We start from the raw sequence: 21248 nt of genomic DNA, 5'->3' as shown, positions 1-21248 counted from the left end.
AGCGGCAAGCACGGCTCGACCTGACTTGTCGCTTGCAGCTTTCCCCTTGCAGCTGCTGTTCAAATATTCACCAATTGCCTTGCGCCGCCGTTCCCCCTTCTCTACAATTGCGCCCCTTGCCGTGACGGCAGGCGCATATGTGCCTATCTGTGGCAAGACACACCAGTGTCATTCACTCCTTGTCTGACCGCTTATAGGCGGCAGGCTACAACCCGTAAGGAGCATTCATGCGTCATTACGAAATCATCTTTTTGGTCCACCCGGATCAAAGCGAGCAAGTCGGCGGCATGGTTGAGCGTTACACCAAGCTGATCGAAGAAGACGGCGGCAAAATCCACCGTCTGGAAGACTGGGGCCGTCGTCAACTGGCCTATGCAATCAACAATGTTCACAAGGCTCACTACGTGATGCTGAACGTTGAGTGCACCGGTAAAGCCCTGGCTGAGCTGGAAGACAACTTCCGCTACAACGATGCAGTGATCCGTAACCTGGTCATCCGTCGCGAAGAAGCCATCACTGGCCAATCCGAGATGCTCAAGGCTGAAGAAAACCGCAGTGAGCGCCGTGAGCGTCGCGACCGTCCTGAGCATGCTGACAGCGCCGATGGCGACGACAGCAATGACAGCGACAACAGCGATAACGCTGACGAGTAATCCACGGACCTTTTGAGGAGCCAATTACATGGCACGTTTCTTCCGTCGTCGTAAATTCTGCCGCTTCACCGCTGAAGACGTGAAAGAGATCGATTACAAAGATCTCAACACTCTGAAAGCCTACGTATCCGAGACCGGCAAAATCGTTCCAAGCCGCATCACCGGTACCAAAGCTCGTTATCAGCGTCAGCTGGCCACCGCTATCAAGCGCGCCCGCTTCCTGGCCCTGCTGGCCTACACCGACAGCCACGGCCGCTGAGATCGGGCAGTCGACAAGTAGTAAGGGATTGAATGCATGCGCGCCTTAGCTGAGTTCATCATGCGCGGTCGTGTGCAGGCCACTCTGGTAGTGGCTGGTTGTTCGGCATTGCCGCTGTTGTATTGGTTGGGTGCTGCCGCCGGAAGCCTGGTGCTTCTGCGGCGCGGATTGCAGGACGCCCTGGGCGTCCTGGCTCTGGGAGTGCTGCCGGCTCTGCTCTGGTGGCTCACGTTCGACGACCCGCGGGCACTTCTGGTGCTGCTGGGGTCTTCGAGCCTTGCGTTGGTTTTGCGCGCAAGCGAATCCTGGAACCGCGTGCTGCTGGTCAGCATAGCGATGGGGTTGGTGTTTGCTGGAGTCCTGGGTGCGGCGTTCCGTCCCCAGATCGAAGCGCTGTCACAGGAACTGATCAAGATCCTGCCGATGGCCTTGGGTGAGGTCTACCAGCAGTTGTCGGTGGAAGAGCGAGCTCGTCTCGCCACGCTGATCGCACCGATCCTGACCGGCCTGATAGCGGCCTTGCTGCAAGCCATCAGCGTGCTGAGCCTGATTCTTGGGCGTTACTGGCAGGCTGTGTTGTATAACCCGGGTGGTTTTGGTCGCGAGTTTCGCGCCATCAGAATCCCTCTTGGGCCAGCGATGTTACTGCTGGCGTGCATGCTGGTGGGGCCGAACTTCGGACCTCAACTGGCCATGCTCACGCCGATGTGCAGTGTCCCGCTGGCTTTTGCCGGGCTGGCCCTGATTCACGGGCTGGTGGCGCAAGGGCGACTGGCCAAGTTCTGGCTGGTGGGGTTGTACGTCACGCTGTTGCCGTTTATGCAGCTGATCTATCCGTTGCTCGTGGTTATGGCCATTGTCGACAGTCTGGTTGATTTTCGCGGTCGTTTGGCGCCGAAAGACGCCGATAACGCGAACGGTGAAGGTTAAAAGTTAAGAGGATTTTCACATGCAACTGATCCTTCTGGAAAAAGTCGCCAACCTGGGCAACCTGGGCGACAAAGTGAACGTTAAGGCCGGTTACGGTCGTAACTACCTGCTGCCGTACGGCAAAGCCACCGCTGCTACCGCTGCCAACCTGGCTGCGTTCGAAGAGCGTCGTGCTGAGCTGGAAAAACTGGCTGCAGACCGTAAAGCTTCGGCTGAAAGCCGCGCTGCCCAACTGGCCGAGCTGGAAGTGACCATCACTGCCACCGCCGGTGACGAAGGCAAGCTGTTCGGTTCGATCGGCACCCACGACATCGCTGACGCACTGACCGCCTCGGGCGTTGAAGTTGCGAAAAGCGAAGTTCGTCTGCCGAACGGCACCATCCGCAACGTAGGTGAATTCGACGTGGCCGTGCACCTGCACGCCGAAGTTGAAGCAACCGTACGCGTTGTCGTGGTGGCTGCTTAAGCAGTACCAAATCGTCTGGCACCTTGTGTGGCTGACGGTTAACATCGGGCACGATCCTGTTTACAGGTCGTGCCCTTTGTCTTTCTGCCGATCCCGATTTTCACCCCCGAATTCCAAGTGGCCATGAACGATATCTCAGCACCCGAGCAATACGATCTGCAAACCGCTGCCCTGAAGGTGCCTCCGCACTCCATCGAGGCCGAACAGGCCGTGCTCGGTGGCTTGATGCTGGATAACAACGCCTGGGAGCGGGTGCTGGATCAGGTGTCCGACGGCGATTTCTATCGACATGACCACCGCCTGATCTTCCGCGCCATCGCCAAGCTGGCCGACCAGAACATGCCGATCGACGTGGTCACCTTGTCCGAACAGTTGGACAAGGAAGGCCAGACTTCCCAGGTTGGCGGCCTGGGCTACCTCGGCGAGCTGGCGAAGAACACCCCGTCGGTGGCCAACATCAAGGCCTATGCGCAGATCGTGCGCCAGCGCGCCACCCTGCGTCAGTTGATCGGCATCAGCAACGAGATCGCCGACAGCGCCTTCAACCCCGAGGGCCGTACCGCCGAGGAGATCCTCGACGAGGCCGAGCGGCAGATCTTCCAGATCGCCGAAGCGCGGCCCAAGACCGGCGGCCCGGTCGGGGTCAACGAACTCTTGACCAAGGCCATCGACCGTATCGATACCCTGTTCAACACCGCCGACGCGATCACCGGCCTGTCCACTGGCTACACCGACCTCGACGAGAAGACCAGCGGCCTGCAACCGGCCGACCTGATCATCGTCGCCGGCCGTCCGTCCATGGGTAAGACCACCTTCGCCATGAACCTGGTGGAGAACGCGGTGCTGCGCAGCGACAAGGCGGTGCTGGTGTACTCCCTGGAGATGCCAGGCGAATCGCTGATCATGCGTATGCTTTCCTCCCTGGGGCGCATCGACCAGACCAAGGTCCGTTCCGGCCAGCTGGAAGACGACGACTGGCCGCGCCTGACCTCGGCGGTCAACCTGCTCAACGACCGCAAGCTGTTCATCGATGACACCGCGGGCATCAGCCCCTCGGAAATGCGCGCGCGCACCCGGCGCCTGGTGCGCGAGCACGGCGACATCGGCCTGATCATGATCGACTACCTGCAACTGATGCAGATTCCAGGCTCCAGCGGTGACAACCGGACCAACGAGATTTCCGAGATCTCCCGCTCCCTGAAAGCCCTGGCCAAGGAATTCAACTGCCCGGTGGTGGCCCTGTCCCAGCTCAACCGCTCCCTGGAACAGCGCCCCAACAAGCGCCCGGTGAACTCCGACTTGCGGGAATCCGGAGCCATCGAGCAGGACGCCGACGTGATCATGTTCGTCTACCGCGACGAGGTGTATCACCCGGAAACCGAGCACAAGGGCATTGCCGAAATCATCATCGGCAAGCAGCGGAACGGCCCCATCGGCTTTATCCGCCTGGCCTTCATCGGCAAGTACACCCGCTTCGAGAACCTCGCCCCGGGCAGCTACAACTTCGACGACGACGAATAACCCCGCCAGCCTGTGGCGAGGGAGCTTGCTCCCGCTGGGTCGCGCAGCGGCCCCAAACTCCAGATACATTGTCAGCACCGACTCTGCGCCTGCTGCGCAGGCGAGCGGAAGCAAGCGCCCTCGCCACGGGTCGCGTGAGGTGACAATGAATTCCGACCATAGCGGTCGGAATTGGTTATTTTTTGTGCTATATTCCGCGACCGCGAATTTCCATGCGGATCGACGCGTCCCTATTCAAGCCAACACCGGTCATCGCCATGCAAGCAGCCAAGCCGTTATTTGACTATCCCAAGTACTGGGCCGAATGTTTCGGCCCGGCGCCGTTCCTGCCCATGAGCAGGGAGGAGATGGATCAGCTCGGCTGGGATTCCTGCGACATCATCATCGTCACCGGTGATGCCTACGTCGATCACCCGTCGTTCGGCATGGCGATCATCGGCCGGCTGCTGGAGGCCCAGGGCTTTCGCGTCGGCATCATCGCCCAGCCCAACTGGCAGTCCAAAGACGACTTCATGAAGCTCGGCGAGCCGAACCTGTTCTTCGGCGTCGCCGCCGGCAACATGGACTCGATGATCAACCGCTACACCGCCGACAAGAAAATCCGCTCCGACGACGCCTACACCCCCGGCGGCCTGGCGGGCAAGCGCCCTGACCGCGCCAGCCTGGTGTACAGCCAGCGCTGCAAGGAAGCCTACAAGAATGTGCCGATCGTCCTCGGCGGCATCGAAGCCTCGCTGCGGCGCATCGCCCACTACGACTACTGGCAGGACCGGGTGCGCAACTCGATCCTGATCGACGCCAGCGCCGACATCCTGCTCTACGGCAACGCCGAGCGCGCCATTGTCGAAGTGGCCCAGCGTCTGTCCTGGGGCCAGAAGATCGAAGAGATCACCGACGTGCGCGGCACCGCCTTCATCCGCCGCGACACCCCCAAGGACTGGTACGAAGTGGATTCCACCCGTATCGACCGCCCGGGCAAGATCGACAAGATCATCAACCCCTATGTAAATACCCAGGACACCCAGGCCTGCGCTATCGAGCAGGAAAAGGGCCCGGTCGAAGACCCGAGCGAAGCCAAGGTGGTGCAGATTCTGGCCAGCCCGAAAATGACCCGGGACAAGACCGTGATCCGCCTGCCGTCCGTGGAGAAGGTGCGCAACGACCCGGTGCTCTACGCCCACGCCAACCGTGTGCTGCACCTGGAGACCAACCCCGGCAACGCACGCGCCCTGGTGCAGAAGCACGGTGAAGTGGACGTGTGGTTCAACCCGCCGCCCATTCCCATGACCACCGAGGAAATGGACTACGTGTTCGGCATGCCCTATCAGCGCATTCCGCACCCGGTCTATGGCAAGGAAAAGATCCCCGCCTACGACATGATCCGCTTCTCGGTGAACATCATGCGTGGCTGCTTCGGCGGCTGTACCTTCTGCTCCATCACCGAGCACGAAGGGCGGATCATCCAGAACCGCTCCGAAGAATCGATCATTCGCGAGATCGAGGAAATTCGCGACAAGGTTCCTGGTTTTACCGGGGTGATCTCCGACCTTGGCGGCCCCACCGCAAACATGTACCGCATCGCCTGCAAGAGCCCGGAGATCGAATCCGCGTGCCGCAAGCCATCCTGCGTGTTCCCCGGCATCTGCCCCAACCTGAACACCGACCACTCCTCCCTGATCCAGCTGTACCGCAGCGCCCGGGCGCTACCCGGGGTGAAGAAGATCCTCATCGCCTCCGGCCTGCGCTACGACCTGGCGGTGGAATCGCCGGAGTACGTCAAGGAACTGGTGACCCACCATGTGGGTGGCTACCTGAAGATCGCCCCGGAGCACACCGAGGAAGGCCCGCTGAATCAGATGATGAAGCCGGGCATCGGTACCTATGACCGCTTCAAGCGCATGTTCGAGAAGTACTCCAAGGAAGCGGGCAAGGAGCAGTACCTGATTCCGTACTTCATCGCCGCGCACCCGGGCACCACCGACGAAGACATGATGAACCTGGCCCTGTGGCTCAAGGGCAACGGCTTCCGTGCCGACCAGGTGCAGGCCTTCTACCCGTCGCCGATGGCCAGTGCCACCGCCATGTACCACTCGGGCAAGAACCCGCTGCGCAAGGTCACCTACAAGAGCGACGGCGTGACCATCGTCAAGAGCGAAGAGCAGCGCCGCCTGCACAAGGCGTTCCTGCGCTATCACGACCCCAAGGGCTGGCCGATGCTGCGCGAAGCGCTGCTGCGCATGGGCCGTGGCGACCTGATTGGTCCGGGCAAGAACCAACTGATCCCGACCCATCAGCCGAGCACCGACAGCTACCAGAGTGCCCGGCGCAAGAACTCGACCCCGGCCGGCAGCCACAAGGTGGCCAAGGAAACCAAGATCCTCACCCAGCACACCGGCCTGCCCCCTCGCGCCAGCGACGGCGGCAACGCCTGGGACAAGCGCGAGCAGGCCAAGGCCGCGGCCTTTGCCCGCAACAAGCAGGCCGCCAAGGAGCGCGCCGACGCGGCCAAGGGCAAAGGCAACAAGCCGACCCGCAAGCCGGTGGTGCCACGCTAAACCCCTAAAACGCCAGCTCTATAGCTGGCGTTTTGCCTTGATGGCAATGTGTTTTTTTTGCCGCTTGGCGGGCAACAAAGGCCCCGGGCTTTGCTAAGGTGACGCGGTTTTTTCAACTCGCCGCCACCCGTCTTGTGCGTGCCGTTGGCGGTCGATAGCCCCTTCAGTTCAAGGATGAATAGCGTGACCAGCCTGTTACCTGGCATCGGCATGGATTCCACCCGTGCGCAGTATTTCGCCCGTCAACGTATCGAGAGCGAGCTCAACCTGCCCCGACTGTTCGCCGCCATCGATGCCGATCCGGCGATAGTCGGTGCCGGGGTGGTGTACATCGACGCCGAATTCAACGTGGTGACCCTGCGCGAGTTCAAGCCGATCTGCAGCATCACCCCCAAGCGCCTGATCCTGCGGGAAACCAAGAAGTACATCACGCCCCAGCAGTACATCGAGGAAGTGAAGAAGAACCCTCGCGAATCCCGACTGACCAGCGAAGCGATGAACGCCACGCTGTCCTGTGGCGCGGCGGTACTGGGCTGGCTGGTGGTGTTCAGCGGTAGTATCGCCGTGCCGTTCACCGGGGGCGCCAGCGTGTTCATGGTGGGCCTGGGCGTGGCCGCCGCTACCGCCGGCACCGCCCAGTGCGGCATTGGCGGCGCGCGGGTGCTGAACGAAATCCACAACCCGCAGGCCAACGACGAGATGGACGATGCCGAGTGGTACACCACGGTGTCGCCGATTCTCGACGGCATTTCCCTGGTGGGGGTGGGCGGTTCGGCGCTGACCACGGTCAAGCTGCTCAAGGCCAACAAGGCGTCTGGCGTCGGCAAGAGCTGGTATCAGCTGCTGCGTGGGCTCAATCGCCAGGAGCGGGCCAAGCTCACCCGTGAACTGCTGACCCTGCGCGACCCGAGCCTGACCCCAAAACTGCTCAAGCTCCAGCAGCGTGCCGGTGGGTTGCCCAAGCGTTATGCCTCGACCGAGATCCGCCATGCCACGCTGACCCAGATCAAGGACGCCGTGGGCGCCGGCATGTCGGTCTGGGGCAGCTACCGCGCGGGCAACCTGAAGGAGGCGAAGAACCTCGCCGTGGGCCTGTACGAGGAATTCAACGAATGAAGATGATTGGCGGTGGCTCCATGCGCGCCTTCCTCGCGCGCTATTTCCCGACCTTCATGCTCACCGTGCTGCTGGGCTGTTTCAGCGCTTCGGCGCTGCTGTCCCTGGCGGTCACCACCTACTGGCGCGACCTGCCGGCGGCTCAGCGCAGCGACTACCTGGGGTTGGCCCTGCTGGTGCTGATAGCGTTGCTGGTGGCGGGCAACCTGCTGATCATCCGCGGTCGTTCCTGGGCGGTGTGGCTGGTGGCGGGGTATTTCCTGGCTTGCCTGGCCATCACCGTGCCGATGTTGCAGTACCGGCCCCATCAGGGGGTGTACCTGTTCGCCATCCTGCTGCCGCTGCTCGGGCTGCTGTCGCTCAACGGCAAGCGCCATCGGCAAATGCGCGAAAAACTGCTGCAGATCCGCCTCCAGCGCCAGAGCATCCGCGCCGCCAAGCGTCGCTAAGGTGAATGGCAGCGCCTGGTGCATTGCGGTGCGCCGCTGAGTGCGCTTGAGCATCGGTTGCGCGATTTTGGTGCTGTACTGCCTTGAGTCGCGGAACAACTCCCTGCCTCTGTGCCCTGGCACAAGTCTTGCGCGGGTTGGGCTACCGCTCAGGCTCGCAGGAGGCACGCCGTGTCGATTCATGTCGCGTTGCACCATGTCACCCACTATCGCTACGACCGCGCCGTCGAGCTGGGGCCGCAGATCGTCCGCCTGCGCCCGGCCGCCCACAGCCGTACGCGCATCCTCTCCTATGGGCTGAAAGTTCTCCCCGAGAAGCATTTCATCAACTGGCAGCAGGACCCCCAGGGCAATTACCTGGCGCGCCTGGTGTTCCCGCAGAAAACCGCCGAACTGCGGGTCGAGGTCGACCTGCTGGTAGAAATGGCGGTGTTCAACCCGTTCGATTTCTTCCTCGAGCCCTACGCCGAGCAGATCCCCTTCGCCTACGCCGCCGATGAGCAGCGAGAGCTGGCGCCCTACCTGCAAACCCTGGCGCCGACACCCAGGTTCCAGGCCTACTTGGATGGCATACCGCGGGCGCCGCTGCCGACAGTGGATTTTCTGGTGGCGCTGAATCAGCGCCTCAGCAGCGATATCGCCTACCTGATCCGCCTGGAGCCCGGCGTGCAGAGCCCGGAACAGACCCTGGCCAACGCTTCCGGCTCCTGCCGTGACTCGGCCTGGCTGCTGGTGCAACTGTTGCGACACTTGGGGCTGGCGGCGCGTTTCGTTTCCGGCTACCTGATCCAGCTGACGGCGGACGTCAAATCCCTGGATGGCCCCTCCGGCACCGAGCAGGACTTCACCGACCTGCATGCCTGGTGCGAGGTCTACCTGCCCGGCGCCGGCTGGATCGGCCTGGACGCCACCTCCGGGCTGTTCGCCGGGGAAGGGCATATTCCCCTGGCCTGCAGCCCCGAGCCTTCTTCGGCGGCGCCCATCAGCGGCCTGGTGGAGCCTTGCGCCGTGGAAATGCGCCATGAAATGAGCGTGCAGCGCATCTGGCAAGCGCCCCGGGTGACCCAGCCCTACAGCGACGAGCAATGGCGGGCGATCCAGGCCCTGGGGCGCCAGGTGGATGCCCGTTTGCAGGCCGACGATGTGCGCCTGACCATGGGCGGCGAGCCAACCTTCGTCGCCATCGACGACCCCGACGGCGCCGAATGGAACACCGCCGCCCTGGGGCCGAACAAGCGGCGTCTGGCCGGCGAACTGTTCCAGCGCTTGCGTCAGCGCTATGCGCCCCAGGGCCTGGTGCACTTCGGCCAGGGCAAGTGGTACCCCGGCGAGCCGCTGCCGCGCTGGTCGCTCAATTGCCATTGGCGCCGCGATGGCCTGCCGATCTGGAACGACCCGGCGCTGATCGCCGATGAACAGCAGGATTACACCGCCGACGCCGAACTGGCCGGGCGTTTTCTGGCCAGTATCGCCGAGCGCCTGAAGCTGCCGGCGCGCTTTGTATTTCCCGCCTATGAAGACCACTTCTACTACCTGTGGCGCGAAGGCAGCCTGCCGCTGAATGTCACTGCCGAGGACTCGCGGCTGGAGGATGCCCTGGAGCGGCAGCGGCTGCGCAAGGTCTTCAGCCAGGGCCTGGACAAGATCGTCGGCCAGGTGCTGCCCCTGGCCCGCAATGCCAAGGGTGACCAGTGGCAGAGCGGGCGCTGGTACCTACGCGACAGCCACTGCCGCCTGGTGCCCGGAGATTCGCCCCTGGGCTATCGCTTGCCCCTGGCGTCCCAGCCCTGGGTGACGGCGGCCGAATACCCGTTTATCCACAGCCGTGACCCCAACCAGGAGTTCCCCGAACTGGCGGAGCCTGGGCAGCAGGAACCGACCTCGACCACAGCGCCGGAGCGCGTGCCCCAGGTCGATGAATCCGCCGACTGGCTGACCCGCACCGCGCTTTGCGCCGAGGCCCGTGAGGGGCGCCTGTACCTGTTCATGCCGCCCTTGGAACGCCTGGAGGACTACCTGCAACTGGTTGCGGTGATCGAGGCTACGGCCCAGGAACTGCACTGTCCGGTATTGCTGGAGGGCTACGAGCCGCCGGCGGACCCGCGCCTGTGCAACTTCCGGGTCACCCCGGACCCGGGGGTGATCGAGGTCAATGTGCAGCCTTCGGCCAGCTGGGACGAGTTGCAGGAACGCACCGAATTCCTCTACGAACAGGCCCGGCAAACGCGCCTGAGCAGCGAGAAATTCATGCTCGACGGGCGCCATGCCGGCACTGGCGGCGGCAACCATTTCGTCCTCGGCGGCGCCACCCCGGCCGACTCGCCATTCCTGCGGCGGCCCGACCTGCTGCGCAGCCTGATCAGCTATTGGCACCATCACCCGTCGTTGTCTTACCTGTTTTCCGGGTTGTTCATCGGTCCCACGTCCCAGGCCCCGCGGCTCGATGAAGCCCGCAACGACTCGTTGTACGAGCTGGAAATCGCCTTTGCACAGCTGCCTGCGCCCGGTGAGGAATGCCCGCCGTGGCGCGTGGACCGGCTGCTGCGCAACCTGCTGGTGGACGTGACCGGCAATACCCATCGTGCCGAGTTCTGCATCGACAAGCTGTATTCGCCGGACAGCGCCAGCGGGCGCCTTGGCCTGCTGGAACTGCGAGCCTTTGAAATGCCGCCCCATGCGCGCATGAGCCTGGTCCAGCAGTTGCTGCTGCGGGCGCTGGTGGCGCGTTTCTGGCGCGAGCCCTACGCCCCGGTCAAGCTGACGCGCTGGGGCACTGAACTACACGACCGTTTCCTGCTGCCGCACTTTATCCAGGAGGATTTCGCCGATGTGCTGGTGGAACTGCAGGCGGCGGGTTTCGCCCTGCAGGCCGAATGGTTCGCCGCGCACCTGGAGTTCCGCTTTCCCAAGCTGGGGGACTATGCGGTGGGCGGTGTCGAGCTGGAGTTGCGCCAGGCCCTGGAGCCCTGGCATGTGCTGGGCGAGAAGGGCACGGCGGGCGGTACGGTGCGTTTTGTCGATGCTTCCCTGGAGCGTTTGCAGGTCAAGGTGCGCGGGTTGGTGCCGCAGCGTCATGTGCTGACCTGCAATGGCCAGGCGCTACCGCTGCATGCCACCGGGCGGGTCGGAGAATTTGTGGCCGGGGTGCGCTACCGCGCCTGGCAGCCAGCCAACTGCCTGCACCCGAGCATCCCGGTGCACGCACCGCTGGTGTTCGACCTGCTGGACACCTGGATGCAGCGCTCCCTGGGGGGCTGCCAGTACCACGTGGCCCACCCCGGCGGGCGCAACTACGACAGCCTGCCGGTCAATGCCAACGAGGCGGAAAGCCGGCGCCTGGCGCGTTTCTTCCGCCTTGGCCACAGCCCCGGAAAGCTGCAGGTGCCAGTGCCGACCCGCAACGATGAACTGCCGCTGACCCTGGATTTGCGACGCTTCTAAGCCATCCGCGACGCCCGCGATACAGCGATATCCGGGCGTCATGAGCCTGGGTTAAGCTGATTTTCCTGCCGTCTTGCCGAGTGTTCCATGCCTGACTTGCTAGACCGTTACCCGCTGACGGCGGGTACCTACCACGAGCTGCTGGATGACCAGGGTGCGGTGCGCGCGCACTGGCAGCGCCTGCTCGAACACTTGCAGCGCAGCAGCCCGGCACAGTTGGCGCAGCGCCAGGCCTTGCTGGCCCGGCAGATCCACGAGAACGGCGTCACCTACAACGTCTATGCCGACCCCAAGGGGGCGGACCGGCCCTGGGAGCTCGACCTGCTGCCCCATGTGCTGGCCGCCGACGAGTGGCAGCGGCTGGCGGCCGGGATCGCCCAGCGTGCGCGCCTGCTGAATGCGGTGCTGGCCGACCTGTACGGCCCGCAACGGCTGATCAGCCAGGGCCTGCTGCCGGCGGAGCTGGTGTTCGGCCACAACAATTTCCTCTGGCCGTGCCAGGGCATCCAGCCCCCTGAGCAGAGCTTTCTGCACCTGTATGGGGTCGACCTGGCGCGCAGCCCCGACGGCCGCTGGTGGGTGACCGCCGACCGTACCCAGGCTCCCTCCGGGGCGGGCTACGCCCTGGAAAACCGGATGATCCTGTCCCGGGCCTTCCCCGACCTGTACCGCGACCTGCAGGTGCAGCACCTGGCCGGTTTCTTCCGCACCCTGCAGCAGACCCTGGCCCGCCAGGCGCCACGGGATGCTGATGTGCCCTTGATCGTGCTGCTGACCCCGGGGCGTTTCAACGAGAGCTACTTCGAACACCTGTACCTGGCGCGCCAACTGGGCTACCCGCTGGTGGAAGGCGGCGACCTGACCGTGCGCGACGCCACGGTCTACCTCAAGACCCTCAGTGGCCTGCGCCGGGTGCACGCGATCATGCGCCGTCTCGACGATGATTTCTGCGACCCCCTGGAGCTGCGCACCGATTCCGCCCTGGGGGTTCCCGGGCTGCTGGATGCGGTGCGCCAGGGCCGGGTGTTGGTGGCCAATGCCCTCGGCAGCGGGGTGCTGGAGTCCCCCGGGCTGCTGGGGTTTCTGCCGCGCATCAGCCAGTTCCTGCTGGGCGAGGAATTGCTGCTGCCGTCCATTGCCACCTGGTGGTGCGGCGAGGCGCCGGTGCTGCAGCAGGCCCTGGAGAAATTGCCACAACTGTTGATCCGCCCGGCGTTCCCCTCCCAGAGTTTCACCCCGGTGCTGGGCCGTGACCTGAGCCCCGAGCAACGTCGGCGCCTGGCCGAGCGCATGCGTGCGCGGCCTTACGCCTATGTCGCCCAGGAGTTGCCGCAACTGTCCCAGGCGCCGGTATGGCAGGCGGAAAACGGCGGCCTGCAGCCTCGGGCGATTGGCATGCGGGTCTACGCGGTGGCCAGCGACGAAGGCTATCGAGTACTGCCCGGTGGCCTGACCCGGGTTGCCGCGGCGGCTGATGCCGAGGTGCTGTCGATGCAGCGCGGCGGCGCCAGCAAGGACACCTGGGTGCTGGGCGAGCGGGCCGCCAGCGGCGAGCAGTGGAAGGCCCAGCGCAATATTGGCGTGCACGACCTGGTGCGGCGTGACCCGTACCTGCCGTCGCGGGTGGTGGAGAACCTGTTCTGGTTCGGGCGCTATTGCGAGCGTTGCGATGACAGCGCGCGCCTGCTGCGGATCATCCTGGCGCGCTATGTCGATGGCGATGACCCGCAAGCCCTGCAAGCCGCCGTGGACCTGGGGGAAAGCCTGATGCTGCTGCCGGACGAGGGCCCCTTGCCCGAGCGCCTGCTGGCGGCCCTGCTCGGCGAGGACTGGTCGTTCAGCCTGCGCAGCAACCTGCAGCGTTTGCAGTGGGCCGCTTCCCAGGTGCGCGGCAAGTTGTCCCGGGAAAACTGGCAGGCCCTGGTGGAGCTGCAACGCGAGGCCCAGGAGCTGGATCGCCCAGAGCCGGATTTCGGCGAACTGCTGGATTTTCTCAACCGCCTGGTGATGTCCCTGGCGGCGCTGTCGGGTTTTGCCCTGGACGACATGACCCGCGACGAAGGCTGGCGCTTCCTGATGATCGGGCGGCGCATCGAGCGCCTGCAATTTCTCAGCAGCAGCCTGGCGGCCTTCCTGCGGGGCTCGGCGGTGTTCGACCAGGCCGGCCTGGAGTGGCTGCTGGAGCTGGGCAACAGCAGCATCACCTATCGCTCGCGCTACCTGGCGGTGGCGCAGTTGATCCCGGTCCTCGACCTGTTGCTGCTGGATGAGCAGAACCCCCATGCGGTGCTGTTCCAGCTCAAGCTGGTGACCCGCACGGTCAAGCGCCTCAACGATGATTTCGGCGTGCCGCGGGAGCTGGCATTGCCGGCCCTGGTGCAGCGCCTGGAACATATCGACCTGGGTTGCCTGGAAAACGCGCTGTTCGGCGAGGCCAGTGTCAGCGCCGCGCTGGAAGGGCTGGCGCAGCTGCTGCAGGAGATCGCCGAGGTCAGCGGGCAGGTGTCCGACCGCCTGGCGTTGCGGCATTTCGCCCATGTGGATGATGTCAGCCAGCAAACGGTGTCGCTGTGATGAGCGCCCGTTATCAGATTTTCCACGACACCCATTACCGCTACGACAGCCCGGTGTCCCTGGCCCAGCAACTGGCGCACCTGTGGCCGCGGGATTGCTCCTGGCAGCGTTGCCGCGAGCGCCAGTTGCTGATCAGCCCGTTGCCCAGCAGCCGCCGCGACGAGCTGGATGTGTTTGGCAATCCACTGACGCGCCTGGCCTTCGAACGGCCCCATGATGAGTTGCAGGTCAATGCCCGGCTGAGTGTCGAGGTGCTGGATCGGCCAGTACTGGATTTCGCCGCCTCCCTGGCCTGGGAGGCCGCCCGCAGCGCCCTGACCTACAGCGGCCGGCCGCTGTCCGCCGAGTCGCTGGAGGCCTGTCGCTACCGTTTCGAGTCGCCCTATGTGCACCTCAAGCAACGCTTCGTCGAGTTTTCCGCCAGTTGCTTTGCCCCGGGGCGGCCGCTGTTGCAGGGCACCCAGGCGCTGATGGAAAAGATCTTTGGCGAGTTCACTTTCGACGCCGAGGCCACCCAGGTGGCGACGCCCCTGGTGGAGGTGCTGGAGCGCCGACGTGGGGTGTGCCAGGACTTCGCTCACCTGATGCTGGCTTGCCTGCGCTCGCGGGGCTTGGCGGCGCGTTACATCAGTGGCTACCTGCTGACCCAGCCACCTCCGGGGCAGCCACGGCTGATCGGTGCCGACGCCTCCCATGCCTGGGTCGCGGTGTATTGCCCGCTGCTGGGCTGGGTGGATTTCGACCCCACCAACAATGTGCAGCCGGCCCTGGAACATATCACCCTGGCCTGGGGCCGGGATTTTTCCGATGTCTCGCCGCTGCGCGGGGTGATCCTGGGGGGCGGTAGCCATGACCCGGAAGTCCGGGTCACGGTCATGCCACAGGAATAGTCATCGGCTCACGGCTGCGGGCATCAACTGGGACGGCTTTCGGCCCACTTGTCCGGGACCGTCGGCTGCCAGGCATCCAGCGCATCCAGCAGGCCATTGGGCGAGGCGTTCATTTGCAGCATCTCGCGGTGCGGAGCGCGCACAAAACCTTCGCCGACGATGTGATCGAGGAAGCCGCTGAGCTTCTCGTAGAAGCCGTTCACTTCCAGCAGCCCCAGGGGCTTGTGGTGGTAGCCCAGCTGGCCCCAGGTCCAGACCTCGAACAATTCTTCCAGGGTGCCCAGGCCGCCGGGCAGGGCGATAAAGGCATCGCTGAGCTCGGCCATGCGGGCCTTGCGCGCGTGCATGCCGTCCACCACTTCCAGGCGGGTCAGGCCCTTGTGGCCGATTTCCTTGTCTTTCAGGCTTTGCGGAATGATCCCTATCACTTCGCCGCCGGCCGCCAGGGCGGCGTCGGCGACTATGCCCATCAGGCCCACCGCGCCACCGCCGTAGACCAGGGTCAGGCGGCGCTCGGCAATGGCCTTGCCCAGGGCCTGGGCGGCTTCACGATAAAGGGGGTTGGTGCCGGTGCTGGCGCCACAGAATACACAGACCGAGGTTAACGACATGCCTTGCTCCGAGGTCGAAAAATCGCCTCAGGGTAATGGCTCGTCGTCCTCGATCCAAGTGCTAAAGCTCCCGTTGCGGGGTTTCATAGGTGCCGCTGGCACCACAGGCGTAGGCGGCGAGCAAGCTGCGAAACAGGCTGTTGAGTTGCATGATCCTGGCTCCGGAAAGGGATGACGGGCCGATTCTAGGGCCGGCTTCCGGGGGGCTGCGGTTGATTGTCTCGATCGGCCTGATAGCAGAGAGTTGTATACACTTTTTTGATTCACATCATAGGAACTGGCGAGAAATTCAGGCAGTCTTGCGTCCCATGGATTTAGACGGATTTTGTTAACCCTGCCTTGGAGATTCACCATGTTTGCCAAACTCGTTGCGGTATCCCTGTTGACACTGGCCAGTAGCCAACTGATGGCCGCCGAATGCAAGGTCGATGTCGACTCTACCGACCAGATGTCCTTCAACACCAAGGAAATCACCATCGACAAGAGCTGCAAGACCTTCACCGTGAACCTGAGCCACTCCGGCAGCCTGCCGAAGAACGTCATGGGTCACAACTGGGTACTGAGCAAGACCGCAGACATGGCCGGCATTGCCACCGACGGCATGGCCGCCGGCATCGACAAGAGCTACCTGAAGGAAGGCGACACCCGTGTCATCGCCCACACCAAGATCATCGGTGCCGGCGAGAAAGACTCGGTGACCTTCGACGTGTCGAAGCTGACTGCAGGCGAAAGCTACCAGTTCTTCTGCTCGTTCCCAGGCCACAACTCGATGATGAAAGGCGCGCTGGTGCTGAAGTAAGCATCAGCCCCTGCTGCAACGAAAAAGCGCCCCGCGGGGCGCTTTTTTTATGCCTGGAATTCCACCTAATGTAGGAGCGGGCTTGCCCGCGAACAGGCCCTTGAGCCTGGTGCAGCATCAAGCGGCCCTTTCGCCGGCAAGCCGGCTCCTACAGTGCGTGGTGGGTCACGGAGCGAAGGGCATCACCCGCTTGTGCTGGGTCTTGCGGTAGGTGTCGCAGATGATCTTGAAGGCTTCCTCGCGCACTGGCTGGCCATGCAGGAAGGCATCGATCTCGGCGTAGGTAACGCCATGGGAGGCTTCGTCCGGCTTGCCCGGCGACAGGTCCTCGAGGTCGGCGGTGGGGATCTTTTCCACCAGGGATTCCGGAGCGCCGAAATACCGCGCAATCGAACGCACCTGGTTTTTCACCAGGCCGCTGAGGGGCGCCAGGTCGCAGGCGCCGTCGCCGAACTTGGTGAAGAAGCCCATCACCGCCTCGGCGGCATGGTCGGTGCCGATCACCAGGCCCTGGGCGGCGCCGGCGATGGTGTACTGGGCGACCATGCGCATCCGCGCCTTGGTGTTGCCCAGGACGAAATCCCGGGACACCGCGTGCTGGCCTTCGAAGGCCGCCACTTCACTGGCCAGGGCCTTGACCGCCGGGCCGATATTCACCGTGTGGCGCTCGTCGGGATCGATGAAGTCCACCGAGGCCTGGGCATCGTGTTCGTCGAACTGGGTTTCGTAGGGCAGGCGCACCGCGACAAAGCGGTACTGCTGGTCACCCGTGCGGGCCCGCAACTCGCGCATGGCGCGCTGGGCCAGCAGGCCGGCGGTCAGCGAATCGACGCCGCCGCTGATGCCCAGGACCAGGGACTTGAGCCCGGAATTGACCAGGCAGTCCTGGATGAAACCGACGCGCCGGGCGATCTCCGCCTCCAGGGCCGCGTGGTCGGGAAAAGGTGCTTGGACCTTCAGCTGCTGCGCGATCTCACGCTGTACGGCTTGCATGTTTCACTCCTTGCCAGGTTGGGCTGGTACTTGGAAAACGTGGCGCAAGTAGGCGACGAAGTTCGGATCCTTGCAATGGGTCTTGCCCGCTTCATCGGAGATCTTGGCCACGGGCTGGCCATTGCAGGCGGCCATTTTAAGCACGATGCTCATCGGCTCGACACCGGGAATATCGCAGGTCAGGTTGGTGCCGATACCGAAGCTGACATTGATCCGCCCCCGCAGCGCGCGGAAGATTTCCAGGGAGCGGGGCAGGGTCAGGCTGTCGGAGAACACCAGGGTCTTGCTCATCGGTTCGATGCCCAGCTTGTGGTAGTGGGCGATGGCTTTTTCCGCCCACTGGATCGGGTCCCCGGAGTCGTGGCGCAGGCCGTCGAACAGCTTGGCGAAGAACAGGTCGAAGTCGCCGAGGAAGGCGTCGGTGGTGATGCAGTCGGTGAGGGCGATGCCCAGCAGGCCACGGTATTCGCGAACCCAGCAGTCCAGGGCGGCGATCTGGCTGTCGATCAGCCGCGGTCCCAGTTGCTGGTGGGCCATGATCCACTCGTGGGCCATGGTGCCCAGGGGCTTCATGTCCAGTTCCCGGGACAGGTGCACATTGCTGGTGCCGACGAAGCGTCCGGGGAAATCGTGCTTGAGTACGTTCACCACTTCCTCCTGCACCCGGTAGGAAAAGCGTCGGCGAGTGCCGAAATCCGCTACTTGCAGTTCAGACAGTTCTTCACTACTGGCGTTGGCGCTCAGCCAGTCGAACTTGCGGTACAGCTGCTCCCGTGCCTGCACCAATTGCGTTTCGCGGTAGCGGTAGCGATTGCGCACCTCGCTGATGATCGCCAGCATCGGCACTTCGAACAGAATCACATGCAGCCAGGGGCCGCGCAGGCGGATAAACAGCTCGCCGTTGTCGATGCCGGTGTGCACATAGCGCAGGTTGAAACGGAACAGCCCGAGGAAGCGCAGGAAGTCCGGCTTGAGAAAGCTGATGCGCTCCAGAAAGCTCAACTGGTCGGGGCTCAGGCTCAAGTCCGCCAGGCGCTCGAACTGGTAGCGAAGCTCCGCCAGGTAAGGCCGCAGATCCTCGCTGTTACGGCAACGAAACTCCCATTCCACTTCCACATTGGGATAGTTGTGCAGCACCGCCTGCATCATGGTCAGTTTGTAGAAGTCGGTGTCGAGCAGGTTCTGCACGATGCGATCGGCAAACACAGTCTCGCTCATAGCAGGAGTCTCCATGCTGGCCGCGATGCGATGCTGCGGCGTTCAGCTGTTTCAATAAAGGCGCTAGTGGCGCATAGACGCCCTGCGCTTTGCCAGCGTTTTTTCGCTGCGGGTGATTGTCCGGCTGCTGTAGGCGCTGGCTTGCCAGCGAAGGCGCCCGCACGACCGGCGCCTACGACAGAGGCGGGTCCTGTTGCTCGAGCATCCAGCGCACGAAGTCGCGGACCTTGGGCACCTCCGCCGAATGCTCGGGGTAGGCCAGGTAATAGGCGTCCTGGCTGGGCATGGCGTACCCCCAGGCAATCACCAGCTTGCCTTCGGCCAGTTCTTCCTCCACCAGAAACCGCGGCAGCAGGGCTACGCCACAACCGACCTGGGCTGCACGGATGCACATATAGAAGGTTTCGAAGCGCGGGCCGTGGTAGCTGTGCTCGGTCTGGTAGCCCTGCTGGTCGAACCACTCGTGCCAGCCCTGGGGCCGCGAGGCGTTTTGCAGCAGCACCAGGTCGGTCAGTTGCCGTGGGTCGGTCAAGGGTTCGGCGGGCAGGTTGTCGGGGGCACAGACCGCTACCAGTTCCTCGCTGAACAGCTTCAGGCTCTCGGTGCCGGGGCGCGAACCCTGGCCGAAATAGAACGCCAGGTCGGCGTGGCCCTGGAGCAGCTCGTCCGGCTCCTGCTCGTTGCACAGGTCCAGGTGGATATGCGGATGGCGCAGGCGCCAGCCCTTGAGGCGCGGCACCAGCCAGCGCGCGCCAAAGGTGTAGGGCGTGGACACCCGCAGCACTTCGGTCTCGCCGCCGTAGGAGCGCAGGTAGTGAGTGGACATCTCCACCTGGGTGAGGATCTTGCGCACTTCCACCAGGTACAGGTCGCCGGCCGGGGTCAGTTGCAGGCGCCGGCGCACTCGGCGAAACAGCAGGTGCTGCAACAGCTCTTCCAGCTGCGCCACCTGTTTGCTCACCGCGCTCTGGGTCAGGTTGAGTTCCTCGGCGGCGCGGGTGAAGCTCAGGTGCCGGGTCACGGCCTCGAAGCACTGCAGGGCAGTGATCGACGGCAGGTAGCGTTTGTTGAGCATGGGTGGTCCTTGTTGTTATCGGTGCTGGATGCCGGCTCAGCATGAATAAACGGAATGATATCTCGCTTAAAGGTCGTTTGTTGGCAAGTCGCGGGCCAGCTACAACTACAGGCCTTGATGGCCGTTATGGCGGCCCGGATCTTTGCCTTTCATCTGTAAGGAGTAACCCCATGGTTGCCGCATTGCTTGATCGTCTGGGGGTCGACCCGGCCCTGTACCAGTCGGGCTCCCAGCCTGTGCATTCGCCCATCGATGGCAGCCGCATTGCCGCGGTGAACTGGCAGGGCGCTGCCGAAGTGGAGCAGCAGGTCAGTCGCGCCGAGCATGCATTCGCCCTGTGGCGCCAGGTGCCGGCGCCCCGTCGCGGCGAGTTGGTGCGGCAGTTCGGCGAGGTGTTGCGTCAGTACAAGGCCGACCTGGGCGAGCTGGTGTCCTGGGAAGCCGGCAAGATCACCCAGGAAGGCCTGGGGGAAGTGCAGGAAATGATCGACATCTGCGACTTCGCCGTCGGCCTGTCGCGCCAGCTCTACGGTTTGACCATCGCCTCCGAGCGCCCGGGCCACCATATGCGTGAGACCTGGCACCCGCTGGGCGTGGTCGGGGTGATCAGCGCCTTCAACTTCCCGGTGGCGGTCTGGGCCTGGAACACCACCCTGGCCCTGGTGTGCGGCAACCCGGTGATCTGGAAACCCTCGGAAAAGACCCCGCTCACCGCCCTGGCCTGCCAGGCGTTGCTGGAGCGCGTGCTGAAGAACTTCCAGGACGCCCCCGAATACCTGAGCCAGGTGATCATCGGCGGCCGTGACGCCGGCGCCGCCCTGGTGGACGACCCGCGCGTGGCCCTGATCAGCGCCACCGGCAGCACCCGCATGGGTCGCGAAGTGGCGCCCAAGGTGGCGGCGCGCTTTGCCCGCAGCATTCTCGAACTGGGCGGCAACAACGCCATGATCCTCGGCCCCAGCGCCGACCTGGACATGGCCGTGCGCGCCATCCTGTTCAGCGCCGTCGGCACCGCCGGCCAGCGTTGCACCACCCTGCGCCGGCTGATCGCCCACGAGTCGGTGAAAGCGGAAATCGTCAGTCGCCTGAAGACCGCCTACTCCAAAGTGCGCATCGGCCATCCGCTGCAAGGCAACCTGATCGGCCCGCTGATCGACAAGCACAGCTTCGACGCCATGCAGGACGCCCTGGAGCAGGCCCTGAGCGAAGGCGGCCGGGTGTTCGGCGGCCAGCGCCAGTTGCAGGAGCAGTTCCCCAACGCCTACTACGTGGCGCCGGCCATCGTCGAGATGCCCGAGCAGAGCGAGGTGGTGTGCAGCGAAACCTTCGCGCCGATCCTCTACGTGATCGGCTACAGCGACTTCGACGAAGCCCTGCGCCTGAACAACGCCGTGCCCCAGGGGCTGTCGTCGTGCATCTTCACCACTGATGTGCGTGAGGCCGAGCAGTTCATGTCGGCGGTGGGCAGCGACTGCGGCATCGCCAACGTCAACATTGGCCCCAGCGGTGCGGAAATTGGCGGGGCCTTCGGTGGCGAGAAGGAAACCGGCGGTGGTCGTGAGTCCGGCTCCGACGCCTGGCGCGCCTACATGCGCCGCCAGACCAACACCGTCAACTATTCCCGGGAGCTGCCATTGGCCCAGGGCATCAGTTTCGAATAGCAGCGGCAAGCTGCAAGCCACAAGCTGCAAGAGCACC

At 64.0% G+C, this 21248-nt stretch carries 17 protein-coding genes; 13 read left to right on the top strand and 4 right to left on the bottom strand.

The genetic code is table 11. From position 1 onward, the window contains the following. Positions 1 to 227: 227 nt before the first annotated feature. The 11 genes from rpsF to J4P02_RS06510 all read left to right on the top strand — a co-directional run bounded on the left by rpsF (position 228) and on the right by J4P02_RS06510 (position 14854). Positions 228 to 653: a 30S ribosomal protein S6 gene (gene rpsF, locus J4P02_RS06560; protein ID WP_022641809.1), complete on the top strand. Its 426-nt coding sequence runs from the start codon at positions 228 to 230 to the stop codon at positions 651 to 653. Positions 654 to 681: 28 nt separating this feature from the next. Next, complete coding sequence (gene rpsR, locus J4P02_RS06555; RefSeq protein WP_002551829.1) at positions 682 to 912, top strand: 30S ribosomal protein S18; 231 nt, start codon at positions 682 to 684, stop codon at positions 910 to 912. A gap of 36 nt (positions 913 to 948) precedes the next feature. Continuing rightward, on the top strand, positions 949 to 1842 hold the full coding sequence (locus tag J4P02_RS06550; protein ID WP_426188770.1) for a hypothetical protein: 894 nt from the start codon (positions 949 to 951) through the stop codon (positions 1840 to 1842). A gap of 19 nt (positions 1843 to 1861) precedes the next feature. Then, complete coding sequence (rplI, locus tag J4P02_RS06545) at positions 1862 to 2308, top strand: 50S ribosomal protein L9 (RefSeq protein ID WP_020299422.1); 447 nt, start codon at positions 1862 to 1864, stop codon at positions 2306 to 2308. 123 nt (positions 2309 to 2431) lie between these two features. Beyond that, positions 2432 to 3829 carry a replicative DNA helicase gene (gene dnaB, locus J4P02_RS06540; RefSeq protein WP_426188769.1) on the top strand — a complete coding sequence of 466 codons (1398 nt, stop codon included), beginning with the start codon at positions 2432 to 2434 and terminating at the stop codon, positions 3827 to 3829. Positions 3830 to 4086: 257 nt separating this feature from the next. After that, positions 4087 to 6384, top strand: coding sequence for a YgiQ family radical SAM protein (locus J4P02_RS06535; RefSeq protein WP_426188768.1), 2298 nt, complete (start codon positions 4087 to 4089; stop codon positions 6382 to 6384). A 174-nt stretch (positions 6385 to 6558) separates the two neighbouring features. Continuing rightward, positions 6559 to 7500, top strand: a complete 942-nt coding sequence (locus J4P02_RS06530; RefSeq protein WP_426188767.1) for an NAD synthetase — start codon at positions 6559 to 6561, stop codon at positions 7498 to 7500. A 2-nt stretch (positions 7501 to 7502) separates the two neighbouring features. After that, complete coding sequence (locus tag J4P02_RS06525) at positions 7503 to 7949, top strand: hypothetical protein (RefSeq protein ID WP_426189005.1); 447 nt, start codon at positions 7503 to 7505, stop codon at positions 7947 to 7949. A 171-nt stretch (positions 7950 to 8120) separates the two neighbouring features. After that, positions 8121 to 11390, top strand: coding sequence for a DUF2126 domain-containing protein (locus J4P02_RS06520; protein ID WP_426188766.1), 3270 nt, complete (start codon positions 8121 to 8123; stop codon positions 11388 to 11390). 87 nt (positions 11391 to 11477) lie between these two features. After that, entirely contained in the window at positions 11478 to 13964 is a 2487-nt protein-coding gene (locus J4P02_RS06515) for a circularly permuted type 2 ATP-grasp protein (protein WP_426188765.1), read from the top strand. After that, a complete protein-coding gene (locus J4P02_RS06510) occupies positions 13964 to 14854 on the top strand; it encodes a transglutaminase family protein (RefSeq protein ID WP_426188764.1) in 891 nt (296 codons plus the stop codon). The genes J4P02_RS06515 and J4P02_RS06510 overlap by 1 nt, the downstream gene beginning before the upstream one ends. A gap of 23 nt (positions 14855 to 14877) precedes the next feature. Here J4P02_RS06510 and J4P02_RS06505 read toward each other — a convergent pair whose 3' ends face one another. Then, positions 14878 to 15465: a TIGR00730 family Rossman fold protein gene (locus J4P02_RS06505; RefSeq protein ID WP_426188763.1), complete on the bottom strand. Its 588-nt coding sequence runs from the start codon at positions 15463 to 15465 to the stop codon at positions 14878 to 14880. A 352-nt stretch (positions 15466 to 15817) separates the two neighbouring features. Between J4P02_RS06505 and azu the strand changes: the two genes are divergently transcribed. Next, complete coding sequence (gene azu / locus J4P02_RS06500) at positions 15818 to 16264, top strand: azurin (RefSeq protein WP_426188762.1); 447 nt, start codon at positions 15818 to 15820, stop codon at positions 16262 to 16264. A gap of 165 nt (positions 16265 to 16429) precedes the next feature. On the opposite strand, the gene nadE is transcribed toward azu, so the two are convergent. From nadE to J4P02_RS06485, 3 genes are all read right to left on the bottom strand, one after another. Next, positions 16430 to 17257, bottom strand: a complete 828-nt coding sequence (gene nadE / locus J4P02_RS06495) for an ammonia-dependent NAD(+) synthetase (RefSeq protein WP_426188761.1) — start codon at positions 17255 to 17257, stop codon at positions 16430 to 16432. A gap of 3 nt (positions 17258 to 17260) precedes the next feature. After that, a complete protein-coding gene (gene pncB / locus J4P02_RS06490) occupies positions 17261 to 18475 on the bottom strand; it encodes a nicotinate phosphoribosyltransferase (protein WP_426188760.1) in 1215 nt (404 codons plus the stop codon). Between the two features lie 172 nt (positions 18476 to 18647). Next, positions 18648 to 19550 (bottom strand): LysR family transcriptional regulator, encoded by a 903-nt coding sequence (locus J4P02_RS06485; RefSeq protein ID WP_426188759.1) that lies wholly within the window; start codon positions 19548 to 19550, stop codon positions 18648 to 18650. Between the two features lie 170 nt (positions 19551 to 19720). On the opposite strand from J4P02_RS06485, the gene J4P02_RS06480 reads away from it, so the two are divergent. Beyond that, the gene (locus tag J4P02_RS06480) at positions 19721 to 21211 is read left to right on the top strand and encodes an aldehyde dehydrogenase family protein (protein ID WP_426188758.1); all 1491 of its coding nucleotides are present in this window, start codon (positions 19721 to 19723) and stop codon (positions 21209 to 21211) included. The last annotated feature ends 37 nt before the right edge of the window (positions 21212 to 21248 follow it).

The organism is Pseudomonas sp. NFXW11 (assembly GCF_049887815.1).
GTDB lineage: Bacteria > Pseudomonadota > Gammaproteobacteria > Pseudomonadales > Pseudomonadaceae > Aquipseudomonas.
This window is presented reverse-complemented; position numbering and strand designations above follow the sequence as displayed.

What these genes read in the sequence shown, in the direction of transcription:
- J4P02_RS06515 (WP_426188765.1), top strand. Translation starts at nt 11,478, where the DNA reads ATGCCTGACTTGCTAGACCGTTACCCGCTGACGGCGGGTACCTACCAC.
- rpsF (WP_022641809.1), top strand. Translation starts at nt 228, where the DNA reads ATGCGTCATTACGAAATCATCTTTTTGGTCCACCCGGATCAAAGCGAG.
- dnaB (WP_426188769.1), top strand. Translation starts at nt 2,432, where the DNA reads ATGAACGATATCTCAGCACCCGAGCAATACGATCTGCAAACCGCTGCC.
- rplI (WP_020299422.1), top strand. Translation starts at nt 1,862, where the DNA reads ATGCAACTGATCCTTCTGGAAAAAGTCGCCAACCTGGGCAACCTGGGC.
- J4P02_RS06480 (WP_426188758.1), top strand. Translation starts at nt 19,721, where the DNA reads ATGGTTGCCGCATTGCTTGATCGTCTGGGGGTCGACCCGGCCCTGTAC.
- J4P02_RS06485 (WP_426188759.1), bottom strand. Translation starts at nt 19,550, where the DNA reads ATGCTCAACAAACGCTACCTGCCGTCGATCACTGCCCTGCAGTGCTTC.
- azu (WP_426188762.1), top strand. Translation starts at nt 15,818, where the DNA reads ATGTTTGCCAAACTCGTTGCGGTATCCCTGTTGACACTGGCCAGTAGC.
- J4P02_RS06550 (WP_426188770.1), top strand. Translation starts at nt 949, where the DNA reads ATGCGCGCCTTAGCTGAGTTCATCATGCGCGGTCGTGTGCAGGCCACT.
- J4P02_RS06510 (WP_426188764.1), top strand. Translation starts at nt 13,964, where the DNA reads ATGAGCGCCCGTTATCAGATTTTCCACGACACCCATTACCGCTACGAC.
- J4P02_RS06525 (WP_426189005.1), top strand. Translation starts at nt 7,503, where the DNA reads ATGATTGGCGGTGGCTCCATGCGCGCCTTCCTCGCGCGCTATTTCCCG.
- J4P02_RS06530 (WP_426188767.1), top strand. Translation starts at nt 6,559, where the DNA reads ATGAATAGCGTGACCAGCCTGTTACCTGGCATCGGCATGGATTCCACC.
- J4P02_RS06535 (WP_426188768.1), top strand. Translation starts at nt 4,087, where the DNA reads ATGCAAGCAGCCAAGCCGTTATTTGACTATCCCAAGTACTGGGCCGAA.
- pncB (WP_426188760.1), bottom strand. Translation starts at nt 18,475, where the DNA reads ATGAGCGAGACTGTGTTTGCCGATCGCATCGTGCAGAACCTGCTCGAC.
- rpsR (WP_002551829.1), top strand. Translation starts at nt 682, where the DNA reads ATGGCACGTTTCTTCCGTCGTCGTAAATTCTGCCGCTTCACCGCTGAA.
- nadE (WP_426188761.1), bottom strand. Translation starts at nt 17,257, where the DNA reads ATGCAAGCCGTACAGCGTGAGATCGCGCAGCAGCTGAAGGTCCAAGCA.
- J4P02_RS06505 (WP_426188763.1), bottom strand. Translation starts at nt 15,465, where the DNA reads ATGTCGTTAACCTCGGTCTGTGTATTCTGTGGCGCCAGCACCGGCACC.